General features: G+C 68.6%; 16 protein-coding genes and 2 pseudogenes. 9 read left to right on the forward strand and 9 right to left on the reverse strand.

Annotated features, from left to right (window positions below):
• Nucleotides 1-198 precede the first annotated feature (198 nt).
• Nucleotides 199-1428 (reverse strand): FUSC family protein, encoded by a 1230-nt coding sequence (locus tag ACWD6R_RS04325; RefSeq protein WP_451817307.1) that lies wholly within the window; start codon nucleotides 1426-1428, stop codon nucleotides 199-201.
• Between the two features lie 195 nt (nucleotides 1429-1623).
• Here ACWD6R_RS04325 and ACWD6R_RS04330 point away from each other — a divergent pair, with 195 nt between their 5' ends.
• On the forward strand, nucleotides 1624-2787 hold the full coding sequence (locus ACWD6R_RS04330) for a glycosyltransferase (RefSeq protein ID WP_451817308.1): 1164 nt from the start codon (nucleotides 1624-1626) through the stop codon (nucleotides 2785-2787).
• Between the two features lie 356 nt (nucleotides 2788-3143).
• Here the strand turns inward: ACWD6R_RS04330 and ACWD6R_RS04335 are convergent, their stop codons facing one another.
• A complete protein-coding gene (locus tag ACWD6R_RS04335) occupies nucleotides 3144-3587 on the reverse strand; it encodes a hypothetical protein (protein WP_451817360.1) in 444 nt (147 codons plus the stop codon).
• Between the two features lie 399 nt (nucleotides 3588-3986).
• Here ACWD6R_RS04335 and ACWD6R_RS04340 point away from each other — a divergent pair, with 399 nt between their 5' ends.
• A complete protein-coding gene (locus ACWD6R_RS04340; RefSeq protein WP_266978118.1) occupies nucleotides 3987-4607 on the forward strand; it encodes an L-threonylcarbamoyladenylate synthase in 621 nt (206 codons plus the stop codon).
• Between the two features lie 268 nt (nucleotides 4608-4875).
• Here the strand turns inward: ACWD6R_RS04340 and ACWD6R_RS04345 are convergent, their stop codons facing one another.
• Together ACWD6R_RS04345 and ACWD6R_RS04350 are read right to left on the reverse strand one after the other, a co-directional pair.
• Complete coding sequence (locus ACWD6R_RS04345) at nucleotides 4876-5343, reverse strand: transglycosylase SLT domain-containing protein (RefSeq protein WP_451817309.1); 468 nt, start codon at nucleotides 5341-5343, stop codon at nucleotides 4876-4878.
• A 781-nt stretch (nucleotides 5344-6124) separates the two neighbouring features.
• Complete coding sequence (locus tag ACWD6R_RS04350; protein WP_451817363.1) at nucleotides 6125-6298, reverse strand: hypothetical protein; 174 nt, start codon at nucleotides 6296-6298, stop codon at nucleotides 6125-6127.
• Here ACWD6R_RS04350 and ACWD6R_RS04355 point away from each other — a divergent pair.
• Nucleotides 6257-7480: pseudogene (locus ACWD6R_RS04355) on the forward strand (amidohydrolase); the annotation flags it as partial. The gene ACWD6R_RS04350 and the pseudogene ACWD6R_RS04355 overlap by 42 nt on opposite strands.
• Before the next feature lie 216 nt (nucleotides 7481-7696).
• Here the strand turns inward: ACWD6R_RS04355 and ACWD6R_RS04360 are convergent.
• The 3 genes and pseudogenes from ACWD6R_RS04360 to ACWD6R_RS04370 all read right to left on the reverse strand — a co-directional run bounded on the left by ACWD6R_RS04360 (nucleotide 7697) and on the right by ACWD6R_RS04370 (nucleotide 13316).
• The gene (locus ACWD6R_RS04360) at nucleotides 7697-11431 is read right to left on the reverse strand and encodes a S8 family serine peptidase (RefSeq protein WP_451817310.1); all 3735 of its coding nucleotides are present in this window, start codon (nucleotides 11429-11431) and stop codon (nucleotides 7697-7699) included.
• A gap of 313 nt (nucleotides 11432-11744) precedes the next feature.
• Nucleotides 11745-12665: pseudogene (locus ACWD6R_RS04365) on the reverse strand (helix-turn-helix domain-containing protein); the annotation flags it as partial.
• 27 nt (nucleotides 12666-12692) lie between these two features.
• Nucleotides 12693-13316 carry a YcxB family protein gene (locus ACWD6R_RS04370; RefSeq protein WP_451817311.1) on the reverse strand — a complete coding sequence of 208 codons (624 nt, stop codon included), beginning with the start codon at nucleotides 13314-13316 and terminating at the stop codon, nucleotides 12693-12695.
• A gap of 703 nt (nucleotides 13317-14019) precedes the next feature.
• On the opposite strand from ACWD6R_RS04370, the gene ACWD6R_RS04375 reads away from it, so the two are divergent.
• From ACWD6R_RS04375 to ACWD6R_RS04390, 4 genes are all read left to right on the forward strand, one after another.
• Nucleotides 14020-16740: a SpoIIE family protein phosphatase gene (locus ACWD6R_RS04375; RefSeq protein WP_451817312.1), complete on the forward strand. Its 2721-nt coding sequence runs from the start codon at nucleotides 14020-14022 to the stop codon at nucleotides 16738-16740.
• 297 nt (nucleotides 16741-17037) lie between these two features.
• Nucleotides 17038-17280 carry a hypothetical protein gene (locus ACWD6R_RS04380; RefSeq protein WP_451817313.1) on the forward strand — a complete coding sequence of 81 codons (243 nt, stop codon included), beginning with the start codon at nucleotides 17038-17040 and terminating at the stop codon, nucleotides 17278-17280.
• Nucleotides 17281-17290: 10 nt separating this feature from the next.
• A complete protein-coding gene (locus ACWD6R_RS04385) occupies nucleotides 17291-17947 on the forward strand; it encodes a CBS domain-containing protein (RefSeq protein WP_451817314.1) in 657 nt (218 codons plus the stop codon).
• Between the two features lie 159 nt (nucleotides 17948-18106).
• On the forward strand, nucleotides 18107-18982 hold the full coding sequence (locus tag ACWD6R_RS04390; protein WP_451817315.1) for a universal stress protein: 876 nt from the start codon (nucleotides 18107-18109) through the stop codon (nucleotides 18980-18982).
• A gap of 45 nt (nucleotides 18983-19027) precedes the next feature.
• Here ACWD6R_RS04390 and ACWD6R_RS04395 read toward each other — a convergent pair whose 3' ends face one another.
• Nucleotides 19028-19906: a universal stress protein gene (locus ACWD6R_RS04395; RefSeq protein WP_451817316.1), complete on the reverse strand. Its 879-nt coding sequence runs from the start codon at nucleotides 19904-19906 to the stop codon at nucleotides 19028-19030.
• Between the two features lie 640 nt (nucleotides 19907-20546).
• On the opposite strand from ACWD6R_RS04395, the gene ACWD6R_RS04400 reads away from it, so the two are divergent.
• Nucleotides 20547-21005: a Crp/Fnr family transcriptional regulator gene (locus ACWD6R_RS04400; protein WP_451817317.1), complete on the forward strand. Its 459-nt coding sequence runs from the start codon at nucleotides 20547-20549 to the stop codon at nucleotides 21003-21005.
• A gap of 41 nt (nucleotides 21006-21046) precedes the next feature.
• A complete protein-coding gene (locus ACWD6R_RS04405; protein WP_451817318.1) occupies nucleotides 21047-21685 on the forward strand; it encodes a CBS domain-containing protein in 639 nt (212 codons plus the stop codon).
• Nucleotides 21686-21807: 122 nt separating this feature from the next.
• Here ACWD6R_RS04405 and ACWD6R_RS04410 read toward each other — a convergent pair whose 3' ends face one another.
• Complete coding sequence (locus ACWD6R_RS04410; protein ID WP_451817319.1) at nucleotides 21808-23424, reverse strand: MFS transporter; 1617 nt, start codon at nucleotides 23422-23424, stop codon at nucleotides 21808-21810.
• Between the last annotated feature and the right edge of the window lie 457 nt (nucleotides 23425-23881).

Raw genomic sequence — 23881 nt, forward strand, 5'->3', positions numbered from 1 at the left:
CTCTGAGGCTTCCGGTTCCCCTCCTGCATCGTAAGGCCGGGCTACCGGGTCCGCCTGCGTCGAACAGCCGTGCCGGACTCCGGGCGCTGCTCGATGATGTGAAGTGCCCGCCCTGCGGGGGGCGTTCGCGTGCGCCGACGACAGCAGAGCCAGGGCATACGGGCGTCGCAGGGCGCGCGGTCTCCCATCGCCTCGCCCTCATCCTCCCGGGACTGTCGGCTGCGTGGCCCGGTGGCTGCCGAGCCGCCGCCGCAGTGCGGCGAGCCGGGGATGGCGTTCGTGCAGTTCAGCAGAGTGGCGGTCGAGTTCCTCGCCAAGGCGTTCGGCGCGTTTGCCGATGTCCAGCTCATCCAGAATGCGGTCGACCTCGGCGAGCAGCGCACCGTGCAGTTGCCACTGTCGAGGGTGCTCCTGGACGTCCTCCAGCAGGAGGTCGGCCACCACGTCCCGAGTGGCGCGGCTGGCGGCCAGTGCGGCGGCAAGTCGCGACTCCGCCTCCTCGGCATTGGCGGACACCGGGGTGGTGATCAGCGTGGAGAAGCTCTCGATGGCGTCGGCCATCTGCGCGAAGAGTTCCCGGAGCGAGGCGGCCACGTCCTCCGGGAACATGGTTTCCTCGGTCCGGGCTTTGGCCAGGTCCGTCAGCGTGCGGGCCAGCACACGGAGAACAACGGCACAGATCTCCAGTGTGTCGAGTCCGGTACGCAGGACGATTCGGTACAGAAGACCTTGACGGACTCGGGGGTTGAGCATCAGGCTCTCCTCGGCCTGCCGCAGCGAGGCGTCGACGGCGACGATGTCGTGGTCCAGCCTGCGGGCGTCGTGCAGTCTGGTCGCCGCCTGCTGGACGGAGATGTGGCCGCCGATCTCCTCGCCCATGGTCCGGAACATCTGTCCCATCTCCCGCGCCAGTTCGTCGATGGACACGCCTGCGTTCTGCACCCAGACGGGCGGTGCGAAGAGCAGGTTGAACAACAGACCGACGCCCGCGCCGATCAGGGTCTCGAGAATGCGGTCCCATGCGGTGGCGGCGAGCTGGGAGACGCCGAGGACGAGCATCGCGCTGATGGCCACCTCGGGCACGAACTCGTCCACCCGCACCATCCGTCCGATGATCAGCGAGCTGAAGATCGTCAGACCCAGGCTCCACCAGCTCAGACCCACCAGGGCGCTGAAGCCGATGGCGATGAGCACCCCGACGACGACGGAGTTGACGCGCCGGATGCCCGTGGTGAGTGTCGCGTACAGGGTGACCTGGACGACGAGGAGCGCGGTCAGTGGAGCCGTCAGCGGTGCAGGCTGCGGAAGGGTCCACACCGCGACGACATAGGAGATGACCGCGGCCGCCGTCGAGCGCAGGGTCTGCGCCGCGACAGGCTCGGTGGTCTGCCGTACGAGCTTGATCACAGGTGCGGAGAGTTCAGGCATTTCACTCTCCTTCCCTCGTACGTCTGCTTGCAGCACCACGAATCCACCGGACGGGTTGCGCGTCGGCCCTGTCGATGGGTCCGTACCGCCGCCTGGGATCAGTGGGCGGGCAGCAGGGCGGGACGGCGGCGGAGTGCCGGAAGTCGGCGCAATGCGGTCCTGTGGGTGTGGGGCGCCGATCCCTAGGCTCGTGCCATGCGTGTACTTTTCGCCTCGACCAGCGGATCGGGCCACTTCAACCCGCTTGTCCCGTTCATCGACGCCTGCACGGCGCGTGGGGACGATGTCCTCGTCGTCGCACCGCCGAAGCTCGAACCGTTACTGGCGGCCCGGGAACAGCCCTACCGCATCGGCGGGGAGCCGCCGGAGGCCGAGCTCGTGCCGCTGATGATGCGGGTGTTGGGGCTGCCTGCGGACGAGGGCGTGTCCCTGATGACCAGGGAGGTGTTCGGCAGGGTGTGCACCACCGCCATGCTGCCGACGCTGGAGGAGCTCTGCCGGGAGTGGCGGCCGGATCTCGTCCTGCACGAGATGTACGAGCTCGCATCGGTGGTGGCGGCCGAGCGCCACGGTGTCCCACATGCCCAGGTCGCCGTTTCTGCCGCGCAGTTCGCCGAGTCCACCGACGAACTGCTCCGCCCGGTACTCGATTCGTACGGTGCGGGCATTGCGGAACGGCTCCGGGCCTCCCCCTATCTGACCCGGCTCCCCGCTTCCCTGGACCCCTCGCCGTACGCGGTGACCCGGCGCTACCATCAGCCACCCGCCCCGAACGCTCTGCCGGACCGGTGGCACGGCGGCGAAGAACCGCTCGTCTACGTCACGCTCGGCACCGAGGTTAGCGGCATGCCGAACGCCTCCGCCCTGTACCGGGCGGTACTGGCGTCCGTGAGCGGGCTGCCGGTGCGCGTCCTGCTGACCACGGGTCCCCTCACCGATGTGTCGGACTTCGGGGCGATCCCCCGCAATGTCCATGTGGACAAGTGGGTCCCCCAGGCCGACGTACTGGGCAGCGCCTCCCTCGTACTCTGCCACGGCGGTTCGGGCACGGTCTACGGCGCCCTCGCCGCCGGTGTCCCGCTGGTCTGCGTGCCCCTCTTCGCCGACCAGCCGACGAACGCAGGGCTGGTCACCGGGGCGGGCGCAAGTCTGACCGTCACGGCAGACGGACCGGGTCAGGAGACGGCGGGGTTCGGTCCGGACGGTGTCGCCCGCATGCGGTCGGCCGTCGAACTGGTACTCAAGGAACCGTCGTACCGGGCGGGTGCCGAGCGCCTGGCGGCCGAGATGTGTGCCACGCCGACAGCCGGCGAACTGCTCGGCAGTCTCGGGGCCGGTCCGGCGCCCGGTCTTCGCTGAGACCGGGGCAGGGGACAAGCGGCGGTCAGTGCCGGAACCAGGAACTGGGCGTGGTCCGGCTTTGCCGGCTGTACCGGGCGGCGGCGGAGGCCCAGTCGTCGGCGGGCGCCTGAAAAGGACGGTCCTGGCAACGGCCCGGTGCGTGGCCTCGCTGCCGTCGCACATGACGCGTGGCCACCCGATGTCCGCGGTACGGCATCGGGTGGCCACGCGTCGTCAAGGGCACTCCCCGGGCAGCAGGCCGGGAGGCCGACGAGCGAGGCGCTGCCGGTCAGCAGGACCTGAGGGCTTCCGCCGTTCTGCCCACCGAGATCGAGGCCATGGACGTACCGCGGGATCTGCAGGTGAGAGCCTCGTCATGATGGACTCCGGTTCCCTTCCGTGGAGCCTCGAAGGTCGCCTATGGCGTCGGCGTAGTAGATCGACTCGGTCAGATGGAAGGCGAGCTGGCGGAAGGTCCAGCCGTCGCCAGGTGAGTTGTCGAGCTGTTCCGGTGTCAGGGAGTTGAGGCGGGCCACCCAGATCCGGGTGAGCCGGGTGAGGCGGCTGCGCGCCTCGTCGAGGTCTTCCTCGGTGAACGGGGCACGATCCGCCTCGGTGGTGGACATCGAGGCGTGCCAGTGGTCCGGCTGCGGCTCCTCGCCGACCATGCGGGCCTCCAACTCGGCCAGATGGTCGACCAGATGGTCGGCAATGCGGCGGATGGACTTGTGTGGGGTATAGACGCGGTCGTCGATCCGTGCGGGCTTCCCGTCCCAGGCCGTCCAGGTCTCCGCGAGGGCCAGGAAGCGGTCCATCATGGCGGCGATCAGCTCCGCCGGGTCACGGTCATCGGTGGCAGGGCTGTCGTCGTCGGTCCCGTCCGCAGCCGGTACAGGGATCGGCTGCGGCTCGGCGAGGGTGGCCGGGACATCGGCGTACTGATGGAATTCGTGCGTGGAGGAGGTCATACCGCCACCGTAGGCACGGAAGAGTTCGGCAGCCGCCGAACCATGCCCGGGGCAGGGCGGTCGTACGTCGTCGCTCCCTTGCGCCGGACTCGCCGGGATTCTCGCCGACCCGACGTGGGCGGCCCGGTGTTCCCTCCCCGTCCCGACAATCTGTGCAGCGCGGCGCAGGCGTCGTCAGCTCGGGTGTCCCGGCGTACCTGTCGTACCAGGTTCCTCACCACGGCAGTCCGGATCACATAAGCTCGAAGAATGGCGAAGTACTTCGACGTACACCCCGAAAATCCTCAGCGACGCACCATCAGCACGGTGGCTGACACCATCCGCTCCGGCGCTCTCGTCGCTTACCCGACGGACTCCTGTTACGCACTGGGATGCCAGCTGGGCAATCGTGACGGCATCGGCCGGATCCGCTCGATCCGGAACCTCGACGATCGTCACCACTTCACCCTCGTGTGCCAGGACTTCGCGCAGCTGGGTCAGTTCGTACACGTCGACAACGACGTGTTCCGCGCGATCAAGGCAGCCACGCCCGGGAGCTACACCTTCATCCTCCCGGCGACGAAGGAGGTGCCGCGTCAGCTGCTGCACCCGAAGAAGAAGACGGTCGGAGTCCGCATTCCCGATCATGTGGTGACCCAGGCCCTGGTCGCCGAGCTCGGTGAGCCGCTGCTCTCCAGCACCCTGCTCCTGCCCGACGAGGACGAGCCGATGACACAGGGCTGGGAAATCAAGGAGCGGCTCGACCACGAGGTGGACGCGGTGGTCGACTCGGGTGACTGCGGCACCGAACCGACGACGGTCATCGACTTCTCCGAAGGCGAAGCCACGATCGTGCGCCGAGGAGCAGGCGACACCACACGGTTCGAATAGCCATACACCGATGGCATCACCACGTGCGAGGCATGGGACCGCGTGCCCCTGCCTCGGATGCCACTTGGTCGGCCTCCACGCGCTCAGCTGTCTCCGCCCTCAGGGTCCGGGCCCAACAGGTGTGCGTGGACCGGGATGAACCTGCCTGCCGAGCGGGCCTGTTCGAGGGCGGGGAGCCCGGGAAGGCACCATGCTTACGTCTCGGTCACGACGTCAGGACAGGCCCTGGGCATGTTCTGGCCGGGTTCGGCCACACCGGCACGACCGGTCAGTAGGCCGAGTTGACGTGGTCGATGGAGCCGTAGCGGTGGGCGGCGTAGTTGGCGGCGGCGGTGATGTTGGCGACCGGGTCGTAGATGTTCTTGGAGGTGCCGTTCACGTGGTACGTGTTGAACGTGGGGTCGATGACCTGGAGCAGGCCCTTGGACGGGATGCCCTTGGTGGCGTTGGAGTCCCAGTTGTTGATGGCGTGGGGGTTGCCGGCGGACTCGCGCATCAGGTTGCGGTGGATCCCCTCGTACGTGCCCGGGATGCCCTTCGCATGCATGACCTTCAGCGACTCCTTGATCCAGGTGTCGACGTTGCCGCCGGACTGGGCGGGGGTGGCGGCCGAGGCGGCCGGGGCGCCTGCGACGGTGCCGGCCACGACCGCGGCACCGGCTGCGAACATACCCAGCGAGATCTTCTTGGTCCTGGCCATGCGGGCGAACTTCGTGGACATCGCGTTGAACTGCATTCGGTAATTCCTCATCTGTTGTCGGGCGATGCCAAGAATTATTAAGCGAAGGAGAAATGCGGGTCAATGGGCCCCTTTTACTATTCGAATTCGTACCGGCTGAACGGAATGGTTGAGGAATCGCCGTAAAGGCTGCGGAACGTGCCGCGAGGGTCTACTAACCGGCTTCATAGTGACGTCCGTCATATGGCCCACTCCACACGGCAAATGCCTCAAATCGGCACAAGAGTGGCGTAAGTCATGTGGCCTGCGACACATTAAGGGCGCTCTATTCGCTCACCGTAATTCCGAATGACCACACTGTATTGGCGGCGTGGTGGCGATTATCGGCACGCATCGGTGGGAAGTATCGACCGATGGCCGATGACCGGTGCGTGACCGGTCCGGTGACGCCGCACGACGTCGTTACACAGCGCGTGTCGCCGTCGGGCGACAGAGCTGATTCTGCATCGCGCGGCGGATCAGCGGGTGAGGGAAGGCTGTACCTGCGGGGTCTGCTGCTGAACGGGCGGCGGAGGTCGATGCAGCCGATGGGTGGGCGCCTCGGTGCGGTGCCGTCTCCGACACCGCGTCGTGTCCGGTGTCGTGGCGAACGGCGCCGCCCGCGTACCCGCAGACCGGCGAAGCGTTTCCCGGCCCTGGCACCGAGCCGTCACCGCCGGCACCTGGTCCATGCCGTCATCCAGGTGCTCAAAGCGTTCGATGCGCCACAAGGCTCTCGGTCCGCGCGCGTTGAGCGGCGACGATGCACGTCAGCAACCCGGCTCCCCAAACCGCCGGCTCATGCCCGCGTCTCCGTGCCGAGCGCGGAGCGGGACCGTCGCATCGTGCCCGCGTAGATCGCCGCCGCCACAGCGATGCCGACGGGCAGAGCGAGGTCCACTCCGTCCAGGGCGCGGGCGAGCGGGCCGGCGTAGACGGTGCTCCGGCCCCCCTCCAGCTCTTCGATGCCCATTCCATGCTGGCCAGCCCCCGCGCGCTCGAAATCGCCGGCGTCGACGGGCCACGCCGGTTCGCTCAGGCCGCCGAGGTCGTCTGCGACGAGGCGGGCCGGCCGACGGGCCTGCTCCTCGAGGACGCCGCCTGTGAACTCGTCGAGCGCGCGGCCCCCCAGCCCACGCACGCGGAGCGCCGGGCCCGCCTCGCCGCCGCGCTGCGGAGCATGGCCGCCGCCGGTCTCACCGGCGGTCACGCCATGGACGCCAACGGCGAGAGCCTCGCGCTCTACACCGAACTCGACGCGGCCGGCGAGCTGCCGCTGCGGCTGCGGATCGCGCCCTGGTGTCAGCCCGGTACCGACGCCGACGCGCTGCGCGCCCTCATCGAGGAGCAGGGCACCGGGGGCGGGCTCTGGCGCACCGAGGGCGTCAAGCTCTTCATGGACGGCACCATCGACAACGGCACCGCCTGGCTGGAGCGCCCGGACTGCCACGGCGAGTCCACGCACGCCTTCTGGCCCGACCCCGCCTACACCCGCATCGTCGGCGAGCTCCACCGGGCCGGGGTCCCCACCGCGACCCACGCCATCGGTGACGCGGCCGTCCGGCACGTCCTCGACTCCGTCGACAAGGCCCTGGCCACAGGCGATCGCGTGGTTCGGCACCGGATCGAGCACATCGAGACCGTGCCCGACGACACCCTGCGCCGCTTTGCCGAGCTCGGCGTCGTGGCCTCCATGCAGCCCAGCCACTGCTGCGACTTCACCCGGGCCGACCACACCGACAACTGGTCCCGCCGCCTCGGCGAGGAGCGCGCCTCTAGCGCCTGGCGCTGTCGGGATCTCTGGGACTCCGGCGCCACCGTCGTCCTCGGCTCCGACTGGCCGATCGCCCCCTATCCCCCGCTGGCCGTCATGGCGGGAGCCCGCCACCGCCGCCCCAGCCGCGATCTCACCCAGCCCCCGCACGGCCCCGACCAGGCGCTGACCGCCCTGGAAGCCCTCCAGGCCATGACCATCAACCCCGCCTACGCGGCGGGCGAGGAACACGAGGCCGACCGGCTCGCCGTCGGCCACCGCGCCGACCTCACGGCCTTCGCGAACAACCCCCTCACTGCTCCCGCCACCGATCTGCCCGAACTCCCTGTGGTGCTCACCGTCCTCGACGGCCACCCCACCCATCGCAGCCCGAGCCTCTGACCCGTCATGTCAGCTGACCGAAACGCATCTGACGGTTCGGGAGGCTGGTTCCGCAGGCCCGGACGACGCGGCACGGGAACACCGGCCAACCGCACGGGCGTCGGTCCGCACACCAGCTGACCACGGCAGCGAGGGCTGCCGCGGTCAGCTCCATGTGCTCAGCACATGCGGCAGGTGGGAGCCGTGCCGCCGACTGCGCGGCTCCCACCCGGTCGGCTACTTCCGCACACCCACCGCGCGGATGATCTCCTGCTTGACCGAGCCGCCCTTGTCGTCGGCGGCCGAGGCCCGCACGGACATGTACTGCGCGCCGTCCGGCACCCACACCGAGCCGGCCCAGGCGGCGGACTTGCCGCGTACGCCGTCGAGTTCGACGGACGTCCACGTCGCGCCGTCGTCGAAGGAGACCTCCAGCGTGGAGCCGGTGATCCTCCCGGTGTCCGGCGCGCCCTTGACGTACTCGGAGAAGATCCCGAGATCCAGGCGCTTTCCGGCCCGCACATCACCGTGCAGGTCCGTGTCGACGTCGAACCCGAGGTTGAGCATCGGCAGATACGTATACCGGTCGGCCGGCGTGGCGGACGACTTGAAGGTCCATTCGGAGTGGCCCTTCGTGGAGAGCCGCCAGACCTCCGGGTCCAGGGTGGTGTCGGTGACCACCTTGAAGTCCTGCTCGGTCGGCTTGACGTTCCGGGCGTACGCCCCCGAGCTGGTCCTCCGGTCGACCCGCACCCCGTCCACGTACACCTCGGTGAACTGAGTCATCGAGCTCTCGTGCCACACATCACCGAAGCCGGTGTGGTCCGGTCCCGAGTCGCCCCAGCCCGGCGTGTTGAACTCCAGGTCGTTGCCCGCGCGCTGCTGGCCCCAACCGAGGCCGGTACCCAGCCACGGGTGCCAGACCGGCTTGAACCAGTCAGTCCCGGAGCGGGTGCCGCCGCGGTAGTGCACGATGCCGCTGCGCTCCTCGAGGGCGCCCGGGCCGCTGGACATGGACTCGTGCCAGCCCTGGTCGGGGCCGGCGCTGATGTAGTCGGTGCGCTCCGCGGGGAACTTGATCTTCTCCTGCAATCCGATGCCGTAGGGGAAGCTGTCGGTGATCGAGTAGCGGAACTCGCCGCCGTCGGCGGACTTCGGCGCGTGGAACTTGTTGTTGACCACGGCCAGTTCGCTCTTGCCCGGCCGGTACGTCAGATCAGCGGGGATCGCCCCCGGGTATCCCTCGGTGAGGTCGTACACAAACGGCGTGAACTGGGTGCCGGTCAGTTCCACGCCCCGGTCGAGTCGAGCGGCCTCGATCAGTCGCGCCCCGTCCGCCGCGTTCACCGTCGCGATGTACAGCGGACGTGTCGCCCCGCCGACCCCGCTGAAGTTGGCCATCAGCCGCCCGGGAACCTCGTCGGTGACGAACAGGGCCTTGGCGCCCGCGTCCTGCGCGTTCTGGGCCAGTTCGGCGGGCGTGATCGCGTCGGTGCGGCGCACGACCACCGCGTTGCCCGTCACGTCCTTGCCGGCGTAGTCGGCGGGGCTTCCGGTGCCCGCGTCCACCAGGGACATCCGCTTCCGCCCGGTGAACAGGTCCGATCCGTACTGGACGGCCGTCTCGCCGAGCCGCCGGCCACCTGCTTCGACATCGAGTTGCGGCTTGCCGAGCCGCCAGACGGTCCGGTACTCGAAGGTGCCCGTGGCGGGCTTGCGGGTCGGCGCGGCGAAGATGCTGTCGTACTTCGGCGGGACCTGTACGGCCGGCGCGAAGGACGCGCCGTTCGCGGACCGGTTGAACCTCATAATCAGCTGACGGGTCTGGGTCCGCCGGTCCACCTCGGCCCGGATCTCCCGCAACTTCGTCCCGTCGAGGGTGACTTCACGATCACGGTCCATGGTGACCTCGGGCTCGGTGAGCAGACCGAGGCCGAGCGAGTCCTTGCCCTTGCTGCCACGCACGTCGAGGAAGCTGGACAGGGTGTACATGCCCGGCTCCAGGCGCAGCTTGAGCGTGCCGGAGTCATCGACCGCGGCCGGGAAGGGATCTGTGTCCTTGGCCAGCTTCTTGACAGCCAGGTATGCGGCGGACGCCGCGCCCTCGCGGTCCTTGACGTGGACGGTAAGGGTGTAGCGCTCGTTCTCCTTGGTCAGGCCGAAGGCCGTGTGCGCCACCACGGTGTCGCCGTCCTTGGCGACGATCCGGCCGGAGGTGGCGCCGACGGGCGCGGCGGTGCCGTCACCGGTGACCGTGGTCTGCGCGGTGCCGTGTGCGGGCACGGTGAGGGTGGAGTCGGCGAGGGTGACCACGCCGGCGGGAGCGCCCTCGGCGGTCAGCGCCAGGGTGACCGGCCGGTCGGAGGCGTTGGTGTAGGTCAGCGTCTTCGTGACCGGCTTGTTCCCCTCGTACGGCCAGCTGGTGAAGCCGAGGTCGGCGCTGCCGGTCGCGGTGATCTGCGCGGCGATCGCGGACGGGACGTCCACCCGGCCCGCACCCACCTCGTACGACGTGCCGCTGATCTGCTTGGACGTGCTCATCAGCCCGTCCTTGAGCTGCTGTCCGCTCCAGTCGGGGTGCTTCTCGGCGAGCAGCGCCGCCACACCCGCGACGTGAGGGGTGGCCATGGATGTGCCGCTCTTCGATGTGTACGGGCCGCTGCCGCTCACGAGCTGCGAGCGCGCTGCGAGGATGTTCACGCCCGGCGCGGACAGGTCGGGCTTCAGCGCGTTGTCGCCGAAACGCGGGCCCTGGCTGGAGAAGGGGGCACGCCTGTCGACGGAGTCGACCGCGCCGATCGTCAGCGCGGAGTCGGCCGCGCCGGGGGAGCCGATGGTGCCGGGGGAGTATGCGTTGCCGGCCGCGATCACGAACAGGGCGCCCGTGTCCTTGGAGAGGGTGTTCACCGCCTGGGCCATCGGGTCGGTGCCGTCACTGCCCTGCGACGATCCGAGGCTCATGGAGACGATCTTGGCCTGGACGTCCTTGGCCGCCCACTCCATACCGGCGATGATCTGCGACTCGGATCCGAAACCCTGGTCGGTGAGAACCTTGCCGACGGCGAGCGTGGCGCCGGGCGCGACGCCCTTCTCCTTGCCGTCGGACGCCGCACCGCTGCCACCGACGGTGGACGAGACATGCGTGCCGTGGCCGTTCCGGTCGGCGACCTCCTGGCCGTCGATGAAGCTCTTGGTCTCGCTCACCCGGTCCTTGAGATCGGGATGGGTCAGGTCCGCGCCCGTGTCGAGGACGGCGACCTTGACACCCTTGCCGGTCAGCCCGGCCTCCCAGGCCGCGGGGGTGCCGATCTGGGCGTTGCTGGTCTCCATCGCGGTCTTGACGCGGGCGTCCAGCCAGATTTTTTCGACGCCGCCCGACAGATGCACACGGCCCGAAGTCGCGCTGCGCGCCCCCGAGGTGACGTCCGGTGCGACCGTGCGCCAGAACTCCCCGGACTTCGACGCCTCCAGGGCCGCACCGCCCACGCTCGGCAGCCCACGGACCTGGCGGGCTCCGTGGGGCGTCGCGCTCCGGGCGTTCTTCGTGTACGTCACGATGAGCGGCAGGCCGTCGGAGGACGAGTCGCCGAGCCCCTGCTCGATCAGAGCGGTGACGTCGAAGAGCTCGGCGTCGAGGACGCCCGCCTGGAGGTAGGGCCGGGCCTCGTCAGGTACGACGTTGATCCGGCCGTCGGATATCTCGCTGCGAACCGCTCCGGTCGCGCCCTTGGGACGCTCCACGGCGACCGACTTCCGGCCCGCGCCGAGGTCGGTCACGGTCACCTGGTCACCGGTGATCAGGGTGACGGTTCTCGCGGTGCTGGGTGCGTGTACCGGTAACGTGGCACGGTCGGTGCCCGCCCTCGCCGTCCCCAACGCCCCGGCTGCGACGGCCTGCCCGGCCGGCAGCAGTACGAGCGACAGCCCGGCTGCCAGCAGCTGGGACCTCCGTCTCGCGGATGCTCTGGTCATGGATGTCTCTCCTCCGCGCACCCGGTGAATGGGTGGTTCCGGGTGCTGCGAAGAATTTATGCGGCAGCAACTTGCTTGTCGCCGTTCGGTGTTGGCGCATATGCGCGTGGCGCAGACTCGCCAGCAACGGCCGCGGAGCACGGACTCGCCTTACGGCCTCCCCCACGGCAGGGAGTGGATCAGCGAGCGGCGTCGTGCGGCTTCGATGGCAAGGCGGAGGACGGAGTCGACGCGGAGCGTCGGTGACCGACGACAACGCCGCAAGCAAAGTCGCAGGGCGCCGGGAGCCCACTCCCTGTCGCGGGGCAGGCCGTTACGCCCAGCCGTGGTGGCGGGCGTACCAGCCGAGCTGGATGCGGGTGGTCGCCCCGGCCTGGACCATCAGCCCCTGGATGCGCCGCTGCACGGTGCGCGCCAACATGTCCACCTGCGCGGCCACCGCGTGGTCGGTGAGACCGGCGAGCAGCAGACGCAGTATGCGGGTGTCCATGACATCGATCCCGTGGTGCGGTTCGCCGTAGGGGCGGGCCCGTTCCCACACGGCGTCGAAGAGTGCCTGGGCAACGTTGGCGAGTCCGCCGCGCAGGACGAGGCTGGGGTCGACCTCGCTGCCGGAGCCACGCAGCGGGAGCATCGCCGTCTCGCCGTCGCAGACGATGAGCTTGAGCGGTACGCCATCGACCGTCCGGATCCGCATGCCCCGGGCGAGCGACTCGTCCACGTTGTCGGCCGCGCTCGGTTCGCCCAGGAACGATTGGTCAATGACGGCGCGTACCTGCAGGCCGCGCGACAGCACGGTCGGCTCCTCGGTGTTCTCCGGACCGACCACCTGGACGTCGCCGGTGACGAACGTGTCGATGGCGTGCCGGGAGGAGAGCGGGAGCTGGAGGTACCGCTGGCGCACGGCATCCCGCCCCTCGATGACCTCCACGAGATCGCGCTGCGCGCGTCCCATGGACCCGGTCCGGTAGGTCTCGACCAGCTCGGCAAGCGCGAGTTCTGCACGATGGAGGCGGATGCGGCGCTCGGTCAGTTCCGTGCCGAGCGCGACCGACGGTGGCGCGGCGACATAATGACCGCTTCCGGGCCGCCTGTTGACCAGGGCGCGAGCCGCGAGGGAGTTCAATGCGTCCGCGACTTCCGCGTCGGGGACGGCCGCCGCCGCGGCCACCTCTGCGAGCGAGGCCGAGGGCCGCTCGATCAGTACCCTGTATACGGACTCCTCGCAGGCGCCGAGCCCGAGATCCTCCCGGCGATCCGACTATGGCTCCGACAGTGATCCGCCGCAAAGAACCTGGAGACGCTTCAGGTTCCGGTCCAGGATCGCCCGGAGCCGGTCCACGTCCGCGGGGTCCTGGGCCCCTCGCTTGGGCAGCACCGCGACTCCGGCCGCGCGCTCGCCGCCCAGCAGCACGAAGAGCCCAGGCGTCTCCAGGTAGTCCCGGAACACCGTCCAGTCGGTGGTGAAGGACACCCGCTCGCCGGTGCTGACCGCGCCGCGGTCGTCGGCCACCATGCGGCACTGCCCGTACGGCTCCACGATGCTGAACATCCGGCGGGCCATGGTGCGCAGCCCACGTACGGTGCCCCAGGACGCGATTCCCACGGAGAGCACCAGCGAGATACCCCACACGGGCAGCGCGGCATCGCGGAGCGCCGCGACGACGACCACAGCGGCCGCCGCCACCACCGGTGCCAGCAGCGCCTGGGCCCGGCCCGCGGGTGTCCGGCGGGCTCGCGCACGGAGCGCCTCCTCGAAGTCCGCGGCCGTCGGATGAACTCCGCGGCCGTGCCGCGGTCGGTGTCCTGATGCGAGAAATCCCCGTCCATGGTGTCCATGGACGGGGATCCTGGCTAGTGCCGTGACCGGCAGTTTTTGCCCCATGAGGAGCGTCGTCCAGTGCGTGCGATCGCAAGGCGGCCGGAAGTCCCCCAGTGGGGTCTCCCCTGCTCGAACGAAGTTGAGAGCTTGGGGAAGGAGCTACCAGGGCTTGTCGCCAACGCGGCGAGCGGGCGTGCTGGGCGGCGCGACGGGGCAGAGCTTGCCGGGAGGGGCACAAGGGGGTGTCCGTGGACGGACCGTACCGCAAGGCCCAGATCACCCGCGGGCGGCATGGGCGGCGGTGTGCCCGCGATGGCCCGGTCGGCGAAGCCGGTGCGGCGGGGGGCGGAGCCGTGGCGGTCGGCCGCCTGTGCCGGCCGCTGTTCGTCGCGGCTGGCACAGGGAAAGCGACGCTCCCCGGTCGGGCAGGCGCCCGGCCAGGCCCTGCCCGATGACGCCGGTGGCCCCTGCGACCAGGACGCGGGCTCCTGACAATTCCATCCGGCACTCCGTTCCGAAGGACGGTGGTTCTTTGCCGATGTACGCGCGACGTGTCGCGCCGGTCCGCGCGGGGCATCCCTGTGGCGCACGATTGAATCAGTGGCCTGAGGTAGATCTCATCGTCGCCGACCGGAGCATTTCCATGTCCCCTGCACCCCATGGCATCCACCGGGCGAAGCCGAGGCTGTGGTGAGTCGGTCGACGGCAAGCGGACGATGAGTGACCCAATGGGCATACATTGCTAGAAAATGTTAGGAATGTCGACATGGTCGACCATTCCGACCGATCCCGGAGCGGGTCGGCTCGGTCACTGAGCGGCAAGGGTCCGCGAAGCGTAGCCGGGCAGGTATTCATCCTGCAGGCGGTGGTCATTGTCCTGCTTGTCGCGGGCGCGGTTCTGGCGCTGGTCCTCCAATCGTTGCACGACGCCCAGACGGAGGCGGAGCGCCGCTCGGTGGCTACAGCACAGACGTTCGCACACTCTCCGGGGATTGTGGCGGCGCTCAAATCTCCCGATCCCTCCAAGGTGCTGCAGCCGCTCACCGAGGAGGCGCGGAAGCTGGCCGGCGTCGACTTCATCGTGGTGACGGACACACACGGGACTCGCTACACACACCCCCGTCCGGAGTTCATCGGGAAGACATTCGTCGGCACCATCGAACCGTCGCTGGCGGGCCGGGTCCACGTGGAAAACGTCCAGGGGCCCCTTGGCCATGAAGTCCAGGCGGTGGTCCCCGTCAACGCTCCCGACAACTCCGTCGTGGGCCTGGTGGCCGCCGGTCTCAGGGTCGAGAACGTCGCCAACGTGGTCGACAGGCAGCTGTTGGTCATCTTTGCCAGCGGGGCCGCTGCGCTCGTCCTGGCCACGGGCGGGGCCGCCCTGGTGGCCAAGCGGCTGCGAAGGCAGACCCGCGGGCTCGATCCCGCCCAGATGACCCGCATGTACGAGCACCATGACGCGGTGCTGCACTCCGTCCGCGAAGGAGTCCTCATCGTCGGACACGACGGTCGGCTGCTGCTGGCGAACGACGAGGCCGAACGGCTTCTTGATCTGCCGCCCGACGCCCAGGGACGCCCCGTCAAGGAACTGGAGAGCCTCGACCCGGCCACTGCGGAGCTGCTTGTCTCCGGCCGTGTGGCCACGGACGAGGTGTACTTGGCCGGGGATCGCATGCTGGTGGTGAACCAGCGGCGCACGGCCCGCAACGGAAGCCACCTGGGAACGGTGGCGACCCTGCGCGACTCCACCCAGCTCCTGGCACTGTCGGGCAAGGTGGAATCGACGAACGAACGCCTCAGGCTGCTGTACGACGCGGGGGTGGGCATCGGCACCACCCTGGACGTGACGCGCACGGCCGAGGAACTGGCCGAGGTGACCGTCCCCCGGTTCGCGGACTTCGTCACGGTCGACCTCGCCGCCCCCGTCCTGCTCGGGGAGGAGCCGACCGGCACGGCTGCCGACATGCGCCGCACCGCCGTCAGCGGCATCCGGGACGACCATCCCCTCCACCCGTGCGGCGAGCTCATCACTTTTCTTCCCTCCACGCCTCAGGCACGCGGATTCGCCACCGGCCGGTCGGTGATGGTTCCCGATCTGTCCTCCGCACCCGAATGGCACGCTCAGGACCCGGAACGGACAGGAAACATCGTCGACTACGGAATCCACTCACTCCTCACGACGCCGCTGCAGGCGCGGGGCGTGGTTCTGGGCATGGCCAACTTCTGGCGCTCGCGGGAGGCCGGAGCGTTCGACGAGGAGGACCGGTCACTCGCCGAGGAGCTGGTCGCCCGTGCCGCGGTCAGCATCGACAACGCACGCCGGTACACCCGCGAACACGCCCTGGCGGTGATGTTGCAGCGCAGCCTGCTGCCGCGCGCGCTGCCCGAACAGAACGCCCTGGATGTCGCCCACCGCTATCTGCCCGCACAGTCCGGAGTCAGCGGTGACTGGTTCGATGTGATTCCGCTGTCGGGCAACCGCGTCGCGTTGGTCGTCGGCGACGTCGTCGGCCATGGGCTGCACGCCGCCGCCACCATGGGGCGGCTACGCACCGCTGTGCACAACTTCTCCACGCTCGATCTGCCGCCCGATGAGCTCCTCGGCCACCTCGACGAGCTCGTGGACCGCATCGACAAGGAAGAGGGGAGCACGGACGTCGGTGCGGGCATCGTGGGAGCCACGTGCCTGTACGCGATCTACGATCCGGTCTCCCGGCACTGCACCATGGCCCGCGCCGGGCATCATCTCCCCGCGCTGGTCCACCCCGACGGCAGCGTGGAGTTCCCCGAGCTTCCTGCCGGGCCACCGCTGGGGCTCGGCGGCATGCCGTTCAAGACCGCCGAACTGGATCTGGCCGTGGGTGCTCAGCTGGTCCTCTACACCGACGGGCTGATCGAGGACCGCACCCGGGACATCGATGTGGGGACGGAGCTGCTCCGCCAGGCCCTTTCCCACCCCGGCCGTTCGCCGGAACAGCACTGCCGGGCGGTGCTCGACGCACTCCTTCCCACCCAGGCCAAGGACGACGTAGCACTGCTCATCGCCCGCACCCGCGCGCTTTCCGCCGACCAGATCGCCGAATGGGACGTTCCACTCGACCCCGCCGCCGTAGCCGGGATACGCGCTGCCGTCGCGGAGAAACTGGACGACTGGGGCCTGTCGGAACTGGCATTCACCACCGAGTTGATACTCAGCGAGCTGATCACCAACGCCATCCGGCACGCCTCCGCGCCGGTCCGGGTGCGGCTCCTGCGTGACCGCAGCCTGATCTGCGAGGTATCCGACGGCAGCAGCACCTCACCCCATCTGAGGTACGCGGCCACTATGGACGAGGGAGGCCGCGGACTGTTCCTCGTCTCGCAGATCGCCGAGGACTGGGGCACGCGATATACCCATGAAGGCAAGGTCATCTGGGCACAGCTGCCGCTGTCCGAATCCGCCGCGGGCGCGAACGACAGGGACCCGTCGCCGACGTCGTCGTCCTGATCAACCCCCGGCGGCGGATCCCGACCCGGCCCGCGATCGTGGCCACCGGTGAGCCGCCGCTCCACGCAAGGGCGGAAAGAGCCCATCCGCTTCTCGCGGATCCCGATTGTGCGGTGCACGGCCGCCAGCCGCTTCTCCGCATCCTGGTAAGGACTCTTTCCGTCAATTTCATGAAAGCACCCCGAGTGGCAGGCGGCCACCAGGGCCGAACAGCTTCCACCCGACCCCGGACGACCCTACCCGGCGCGTTTCCCGGCCCGCAGACTCGGAGATGCGGATCACTGTTCCGGAGGAGTCATGAAGCATCTGCGCACAGTCGACGATGTGATGACGCACGCCGCCCCTTCGGTCGACCGCCAAGCACCGTTCAAGGACATCGAAGGGGTGTTGCCCCTCAACGGCACCGTGCCCCGGTCGAGCCTCGCCCTCCGTCGTCCTGCGGTCGTGCCGGAGCGTCGACGGAGTGGTGAACGTGCCAATCGGCTCACGTACGAGCAGGACGACATGTCGGTCGACGCCCGAGAAGCCGCAGGGCGATAGGAGTGGACGGGTGAGACATCGAGACGTTGGCGAGCTGATGACCCGCGAGGTCGTCACGGTCCCGGGGAATGCGGCGTTCAAGGACATCGTGCGCACACTCACTGAGCACCAGGTGTCGGCCGTCGCGGTCGTCGACGACGTGGGGCACCCGCTCGGAGTGGTATCGGAAGGCGACCTTCTGCCGAAGTCGGCCGATCAGGGGGACTTCCTCCGGTCCCTGCCCGCTCCCGAGCCGCGCAAGCGGGAGAAAGCGGAGGGCACGCGGGCCGAGGAACTGATGTCTGCGCCCGCCGTGTGCGCCAGGGCGGACTGGACCGTGGCCGAGGCGGCCCGGCTCATGGAGGCGCAGAGCGTCAGAAGATTGCTGGTCGTGGACGAGGCGGACACATTGGTGGGCATCGTCAGCCGGCGCGATCTGCTCAAGATCTTCCTGCGCGACGACGAAACCATCCGCCACGAGATCACCGGCGACGTACTCGACCTGACCTTGCACCAGGACCCCGGCGTCATCACCGTCGAAGTGACCGACGGCCGTGTCGAACTGAACGGCTCGGTGCGGTTCAAGAGCCTGATCCCAGTGATCGAACGGCTGTGCCGCACCGTCGACGGAGTGGTTCATGTGGCACAGCACCTCGGATACGCCGTCGACGACGCATCCGACCGCTGACGTACGGCCTTCTCGCGGCACCGGCCGTCTGCGTCCGGTGCCGCGGACCGCGACCTGCGCCGGTCCGATGACCGACGGATGCCCGCCGTTCCACTCCGGCATGGGCGAGGACGAGCCCTTCGGTACACCCCACAGCACCGCACTCGTGAGGAGGGCGCCTTGGACCGCCACATCACCGTCGGCCTCGACGGATTCCCTGAAAGCGCAGCCGCTGCCCGCTGGGCGGCGCGCGAGGCCCGTCTGCGGGATGCGGCCCTGCACCTCGTCCATGCCGAGCCATGGTCGTTGCCGCTCGGCATTCCCGCAGCGGCCTCCGATGCACGGCGTGGCTGGGCCGAAGCCGTCCTGCAGGAATTGGCTGACGAACTGCGCCGCGCTCACCCGGAACTCGACATCGTCACGCAGTCGATCGACGGCCCGCCCGCAGCCTCGCTCGCCACAGCCGCGACAACTGCCGACATGCTCGTCATGGGATCCCGCGGGCTCGGCAGCGTGACCGGCTTCGTGCTCGGCTCCGTCGGCATGGCCGTCCTGCACACCACCGAGCGGCCGGTGGTACTCGTACGCAGCGGAGAGGACGCGCTGCCTCACGAGACCGAGCAGCACACCCCGCGCGACGTAGTCGTCGGCGTCGACATCAGCCGGCCCTGTGACGCCCTGCTCGCGTTCGCGTTCGAGGAGGCGTCGCGCCGGTCCTGCCCGCTGCATGCCCTGCACAGTTGGCCGCCCCCGCTGTTCTACGGGTACGGATCGGCCTACGATCCCGGAATACTTGCGCGCATCAACCAGAGCGTGACCACCGGCCTGGACCAGGCTCTCAGGCCTTGGCGGGACACGTTCCCCACGGTCGAGGTGACCGCCCGTACCCCGATGGGACACGCCGCGCAGCAACTCCTGGACGCCGGTGCCGACGCCGGTCTGATCGTCGTCGGTCGCCGGATCCGCCGCTCATTGCTGGGTGCTCACATCGGCTCCACCACGCATGCCGTGATCCACCACGCGACCTCTCCGGTCGCCGTCGTCGCCCACGGCTGAGCGGGCCTGCCCACTGTCCGTCCACCTCCTTGACTCGGCGGTGGTTCATGGATGGTCGGGTACCACTGCGACAGGACAGCTGGAGTGATGGAGCGCCGTGTGGGCTGTCCGGCCGAGTTGCAGACCCACGTGCCCCTTGCGCCGCGATGCACCCACGACAAGGAGGTCGGCGGCGGCGGACCGCCGGACGAGAACTTGATGGGCCGGCCCCTCGACAGTGGAGCGGGAGACGACAACGGCCGGGTTCTCCTCGATCGAGGCCTCAAGCGCTTGGTCAAGCTCTGTCGCCGCCCGCATCTCCCAGGTGAGGGGCGGCGGAGAGTCCTTGGTGTGCGACCGGCCGACCGCTTCGGACGCGGGGCAACGCCAGGCGTGTACTGCGTCGATCTCACAGTGCCGGGTGGCAGCCTCACGGAAAGCGAACCTCACGGCAGCCGACCCGTGGGCCACGTCCGCGACGCCGAGCAGGATGCGGCCGTGTGCTCCGGCTGTTCCTGCCGCGTCGCCACGTACCACGATGACAGGGCACTGGGCCCGGGACGCCAGGGCCAGACTTACGGAACCCAGCAGGAGCTCCTTGAACTGGCCCCGGCCCCTGGATCCGACAACCAGCATCGCAGCCTCGTGCGCCTCGTCGAGCAGCGCGTTGACCGTGTCCTCCGCCAGAACCTCGGTGGTGATCTTCAGATCGGGATTACGGGCGCTGGCGCGCGTGACCGCGGTGGCCACGATGGTGTCGGCCAGAATCTGCTCGGAGGGGCGCTCGGCGCTCCGATACAGCCCTGCCCCCTCGTAGCGTCCCCATCGGGAGGCGTACACAACTCTCAGAGGAAGGCCGTGACGGGCAGCCTCCTCCACGGCCCAGTCGACCGCCCGGAAGCTCGAATCCGATCCATCCACGCCCACGACCAGGGGCTGCTCCATGGTCCCCATCGCCTTTCGTCCCGTTGTCGTCGGATGCCCACGTCGCCACCGTGCCACCCCCCTGAACTTCCCAGGAGTAATGATCAGGACCCAATCCGGGACATTCGACCTAATATTCGTAATAAACGACGCGATCGATATATACCCCTCAGAAGGATCTGGCGTATGTGTCCGGTGTGGATCCATCCCGCTGCCCCGGCCCCTGTGCGTTGCTGACTCTTCCCCTCCGGCTCGGGTCCCGCCGTGCAGCGCGGCGGGACGACAACCCGAATGCCCTGCTCGCTCCCTCAGCAGGGCGCAGACTCCTCATGCGGGCAGTCGGCGGCCCGCGCGGGCGACGGTCGAAGCCAGGCTCACATATAGGGCCGATTGGTCCCCGGGTCACCCCCGTAGAGCCCTTGGGGACCGCAGTGCATTCGGCGCAGGCTGTTCTCACGTTCCGTCGGAGGAAGCATCGACATGACCGGAACCGAGTCACGACGGCAGCCTCGGCCCGCGGATGGCACGAACATGTGGATCCCCACGGGTAGGACCCGCACGCAGTACAAGGATGCACAGTGCCGAGAGGAGCACAGCTCCGGCTCAGGCACTGCCAACAACGATCTCAAGATCCGTGCCGCCCTGTGGAGGAGACCAGATCATGACCACTCCAACCATCCGGTCGCTGGGCGTCAAGCATCGGGACCGGCTCATGCAGTTCACCCGGGAAGTGTCGTTCCCGGAGGGGACACGCATCTTTGAGGAAGGGCAGCGTGCCGACCACTTCTGGATCGTGCGGACCGGCACCGTCAGCCTCGACTTTCACGTGCCGAAAGGACCGCCGGCGGTCATCGAGTCGCTCGGGCACGGAGAGCTGATCGGCTGGTCATGGTTGTTCAGCCCCTATGTGTGGCAGCTCGGAGCAGAGGCGATGACGCCCGTGCGTGCCTACGAACTCGATGCCGCGCAGGTGCGCCACGCATGCGACTTGGACCCGGAACTGGCCGCCGCCGTGGCCCTGTGGGTAGGCCGGGTGATAGCCCACCGGCTCCAGTCCACCAGGGCCCGTCTGCTGGACCTGTACGCACCGCACGGAAGTGGGCTGCCCCATGTCACCTGATCCGCCGTCCCGGTCGGACGGGCCCCGGTGAGGAGATCACCATGCCTGATTCACCGCACACGGTCAGCGATGTCATGACCCACACCGCCATCGCGGTGGGAGGACAGGCCAGTTACAAGCAAATCGTCGAGCTGATGAAAGAGTGGAGGGTGAGCGCCCTTCCCGTACTCGAGGGCGAGGGACGAGTGATCGGCGTGGTCTCGGAGGCCGATCTGCTCCCCAAGGAGGAGTCCCGGATCGACGACCCGACCCGGCCGGAGCTGCCTCTGACCGACAGACTGAAGGCGGGCGCCGTGAGCGCAAAGGAGCTGATGTCGAGCCCGGCAGTGACGGTCCATCCTGACGCCCCTATAGCAGAGGCAGCACGCATCATGGCCCAGCGCCACGTGAAGCGGCTGCCAGTGGTCGACGCGGCCGGACTGCTGGAGGGAGTCGTCAGCCGCAGTGATCTGTTGAAGGTCTTTCTCCGCTCGGACGAAGACCTTGCCGACGAGATCCGACGCACCGTCACAGACTTGTCCCACCCCGGAGGAGCGGTGACCGTATCCGTCGTGGACGGAGTGGTCACGCTCGGAGGTGCGGTACGCGACCGGACGCTCATCCCGTTGCTCGCCCGAGCCACCCGGGCGGTCGAGGGCGTTGTGGACATCCACCTGGACCTGAACCGGACCACGGGTTAGGAACCTGGGGGGCCGTTCACGAGGCGGACGCCCCGGCGGGCGGGTGGGCGGTGGCGCGATCACCGGCAGGTGATCGATGGGACCGCCCGGAAGTTCCCGACCGGATCGCAGTGGGTCAACCCTTACGTCTGACGACTGCGGGGTTGGGTCGCGGGGATGCGATGAGTGAAGAACAAAGCGATCAGCCCGGCAAGAGCAAGGATGGCGAGAGCGGCGCGCAGAGCGTCGACCCTCGCGTCGGCATTGGCATCGAGAGCGGCCTGGGCCGCATCCGTACGTGCACCCGCCTCGTCGAGTTGCTTCTTGAGCTGAGCGTCCGACAGAAACGGTACGCCACCTGAGAGCTCGATGTTCGCCCGTGCCTTGATTTCAGCCGGGATCGCTGGGCTCCGTTCAATGTTGGCGAGAAAGGAAGACGTCAGGGCGGCGATGAGAATCGACCCGGCCAGCGCGGTGCCGATCGATGCGCCGAGGTTGGTGACGGTGTTCTGGACGCCACCCACGTCGGCGCTCTGTTCGTCGGGCACCGCCGACACGGTGACCGACCCGAGCTGCGACGCCAGCGCCCCCATCCCGTATCCGATGAACAGGAGGGGAATAGTGACAATCTCCGCGCCCGACTCCGTATCGAGCGCCGCCAGGAGGACAATCGCCCCCACGAGAAGCGCGAAGATCCCCTGGCGCACCACGCGCCGCGGCGAAGCGTGCGGGAGAAAGCGTGGAATCGCGGTGGCGGCTGCGAGCAGCGTCAAAGACAACGGAAGGATGCGGACGCCGGTATCGACTGCCGGGAGGCCAAGCGCGACCGACAGATACAGCGGGACAATGAAGAACACACCCATCTGCACCAGATATTGAAAGAAGAACATCGTCAGGCCACCGGTGAGTTGCCGGTTTTTCAGGAATTCAGGGTCGATGAGCGGCTCCTTGCCGTGGTCCGAGAGTCGGACCTCCCAACGGAAGAAGAGCCAGACCAGGAACAGCCCTGCCAGCATCAACCAGACAACCAGGGAGATGCCGAGCATGGACGGGGTTCCGGCCTTGGGTACGAACCAACCCCATTCGGCCGAGCGGAGTACACCGAAGACGAAGATTCCAACGCCCAGGCCGGAAAGCAGCGCGCCAGGAATGTCGATGTGCGGTCGCCTGCCGAGGGGCGCGTCGGCAATACGGCGGGTGAACAGGAGGATCCCGACGACCACCACCACCTCGCCGGCGAACACCCAACGCCAGGAAAAATAGGTCGTCGCGATGCCGCCGATGATCGGCCCGAGTGCAATGGCCACCGCTCCTGCAGCGGTGACGATCCCGTAGGCGGCAGGACGCCGTTCCACAGTGAAGTTCCCCGCTACGAGCGACACAATCGCGGGCAGGATCAGCGCCGCCCCGATTCCCTCAAGGAACGACCATCCAACCAGTAGTACGGTGAGGTTCGGAGCGAGCGCGGTGGTGAGAGACCCGCAGCCGTAGACGACGCAGCCGGCCATGAAGGCGCGCTTACGGCCGACGAGCGCACCCACCTTTCCCCCGCAGATCATAAACATCGCCATCACGAGCGTGTAGGCGGTGATCGCACCCTGGACCCCGGTCACCGTCGTCCCCACGTCGGCGGCGACACTGGCGATGGAGACATTCATGACCGAGCTGTCGAGAGCCATCAGGAACTGACCCGCCGCCAATGTGATGAGAACAGTCCTTGCGGCTGGCATCCCTTCGGAGGTATCTGCTGCGACTGTCATGGGCGGAGCCTCGCACAGCTGCCGGCAGGCACATGGTCAGCGCTACATCAGATCAGTCAGTTGGCCGAGTGCGGAGAGCCGCACTGCCGGGCCGGCACAGCGGTCGGAAGTAAGACCGACCGGCAATTGGGGGGTGGGGGAAGGAGCGGGGCTGGGGTGCGTGCATCGCAAGGGGAGGATTGAGCCATGGCGGAGCCATGGTGATGGACGACAACGCCGCGAGGTGCGTGTCCCAGCCCCGTGACGCCGCCCCCCAATTGCCGGTCGGTCTAAAGGCTGCTGCAGCCGAGCCTCACCGGCGGGGAAGGCGCACAGCACCTACTCCGTCGACGGCACCGACGCCGCCCCTTGAATGGCGTTCCGCTCCCGGCACGCACGGTTTGCGGCCGCCCTCCCCCGTCAACGGGAGCTGACCATCATGACCTGCACGACCTCTGCCTCGTCATGCTCCGCAGCG

It is taken from the genome of Streptomyces sp. NPDC005151 (assembly GCF_053599875.1).